At 34.9% G+C, this 2,274-nt stretch carries 2 protein-coding genes; both read right to left on the reverse strand.

The features are described 5' to 3' along the window. Nucleotides 1–577: 577 nt before the first annotated feature. Complete coding sequence (locus Q8N37_00005; protein MDP3056899.1) at nt 578–856, reverse strand: hypothetical protein; 279 nt, start codon at nt 854–856, stop codon at nt 578–580. Nucleotides 857–959: 103 nt separating this feature from the next. Continuing rightward, complete coding sequence (locus tag Q8N37_00010) at nt 960–2,126, reverse strand: HNH endonuclease family protein (GenBank protein ID MDP3056900.1); 1,167 nt, start codon at nt 2,124–2,126, stop codon at nt 960–962. Between the last annotated feature and the right edge of the window lie 148 nt (nt 2,127–2,274).

Below are 2,274 nucleotides of genomic sequence, written 5' to 3' on the forward strand. Positions count from 1 at the left end.
GTCATTGGCTTTTCGCTTTCTTCAATAAGACATGAACGCATAGCCGACATACCGCCATTATTAGCTTCACTTTCACAATCTCTAGCATTAGCTGAAAATGCAATTAACAAACCAACTAACAAAACTAATTTTTTCATAAAACTATCTCATCTTTTAATTTAAAGTGTACGCATTGCGTACCCTATAAGTTTGTAGGTTAGGTTGCCAAAAAGAGGGCAACCCAATTTACGCAGCTATTTATGATATTTTGACGTACTTCGCCTTTCCGCACTTTTTGCAGGTATTATTAACACTGGCACTGGGTTTGCAATTTTTACATCTAATATCATTACAATTTGGACATTTACCAATGGTTAAGCCACTGGAATTACAGTTCGGGCATTTCATTTAAAATTACTCCAATTGATTAAAAACTTCACCGTAAGCCCTTGCTTACAGAAAAATAGATGCAACGTCTTGCGGACGAAAACGCAAGCAAAACTCGTAAGGTGGATTAGTTTGTAGGTCGGGTTGCGGCTCTTTCGCAACCCAACGAATACCAGAGAATGTTGGGTTGCCAAAAAGACGGCAACCCAACCTACGCGGCTAAACCATCAAGCGTATAAACATAATTACACGTTGAAACCTTAAATTTTTCCCAGTCAATTTGCGCTTGCTTAATAGCACTGATTGCATCTTGATTAGCACCCAGTATTTTAATTAAATAAGTATATGCGGCTGTCATTGGCTTTTCGCTTTCTTCAATAAGACATGAACGCATAGCCACCATACCACCATTATTAGCTTCACTTTCACAATCTCTAGCATTAGCTGAAAATGCAATTAATAAACTAACTAACAAAACTAATTTTTTCATAAAATTATCCCATCGTTTAATTAAAAGGGTAAGAAATGCTTACCCTATAAGTTTGTAGGTTAAGTTGCTGCTCTTTCGCAATCCAACCTATGCCGCTAATTTATTACACATCCAAATCTTTCCATTGCTCTTTTGCAAACTTAAGTAATCGTTCGGTTCGCTCTTCAATCGCTTCCTTATCCCACACAACACGCTCTTCTTTATTCTTTTCGTCCGTATAATAAATATCCCTTAAAGATACTATAGCCAAGTTATTCAGATAAACTTCTTTTTTACTATTAACACCATTGAAATTTTTATCTAGTGCTTTTGTATTTTCACCTCGTGAAAGTATGCAAAGATTACCAATAGAGTTTAAATATTTTTCATGTTCATTTTTTGAAAAATGACTCCATTCACCATTTAAATTCTGTGGCAAAACGTGTTCTATTGTGTCATCAACATTTGAATTCCATATGCCATTCCATATTTTTTGAGCTGGATTTTTCGATAAAGATTCTTCATATTTAAAAAAGAAATATCGAATATCCTTACGGTAGCCGTTATACCAGTCATTTTTAAAATCCTCATCAATTTTATTTATATCAAAATCTTTACCTATGTCAGCTATAATTTTGATTAACACATTAACGCTTTTTTCACCTAATTGAACCTGCCTTGCTGCACTAATATAGTCACCAACTCCTGAACGAGAGTCTTTTCTGAAAAGAGTATAAATCTTAAAAGACGTGCGCTCCCATTGATTAAGAAGTTTTTCTCTGTCTTTTTTATTATTCTCATTATTGTATTTCAACATAATGGATACAGCCAGCAATCTTGCTTGTGATACATCGGTAACAGCCTTCAGCTTTTCATCGTCATATAGCTTAGATAAGCATAAAACAACCTCCTCAATGTGCTTTGTGGTCTCAATGATTTTTTGAACTGAAATACAGTCTTCCTTAAAAAAATCTAGTGCAGATTCTGGACTCATAACCTTGCGTAACGCTTTGTCAATATTCTTTAATGTCGCGGAAAATCTTACTACCTCATACCCTTGTATTTTCCTCATTCCAACGGTTTTATATATATTAGCCCAGTACTGATGAAGAATACCTAAGTGGGTCTTTAAAGCAACCTCGGCATCCTCAGGTTTTTCATGATTTACAGACTGTATTTTTTCATAAAGCAAACCCATTAATAAACTCTTGCATTTATCAAGCCAGTCAACATCAAGACCACGACTATTAAGCACTTCAAAAACAGTATAAACAGCTCCTTCATCCTCCATAGGAAGAAAAATAGACTTGTTGCACCAGAATAAATAAGAATAGATAATCACTATTATCAATAAAACAGGACTAATAAACGGCTATGAAATTGGGATTATCTGATTTAAAAACAGAAAGGCAGTGTCGGGCGGCGATAGGGATGGATAA

It is taken from the genome of bacterium (assembly GCA_030693205.1).
Classification (GTDB): domain Bacteria; phylum Patescibacteriota; class Minisyncoccia; order JAHIHE01; family JAHIHE01; genus JAHILZ01.

What these genes read in the sequence shown, in the direction of transcription:
- Q8N37_00005 (MDP3056899.1), bottom strand. Translation starts at nt 856, where the DNA reads ATGAAAAAATTAGTTTTGTTAGTTAGTTTATTAATTGCATTTTCAGCT.
- Q8N37_00010 (MDP3056900.1), bottom strand. Translation starts at nt 2,126, where the DNA reads ATGGAGGATGAAGGAGCTGTTTATACTGTTTTTGAAGTGCTTAATAGT.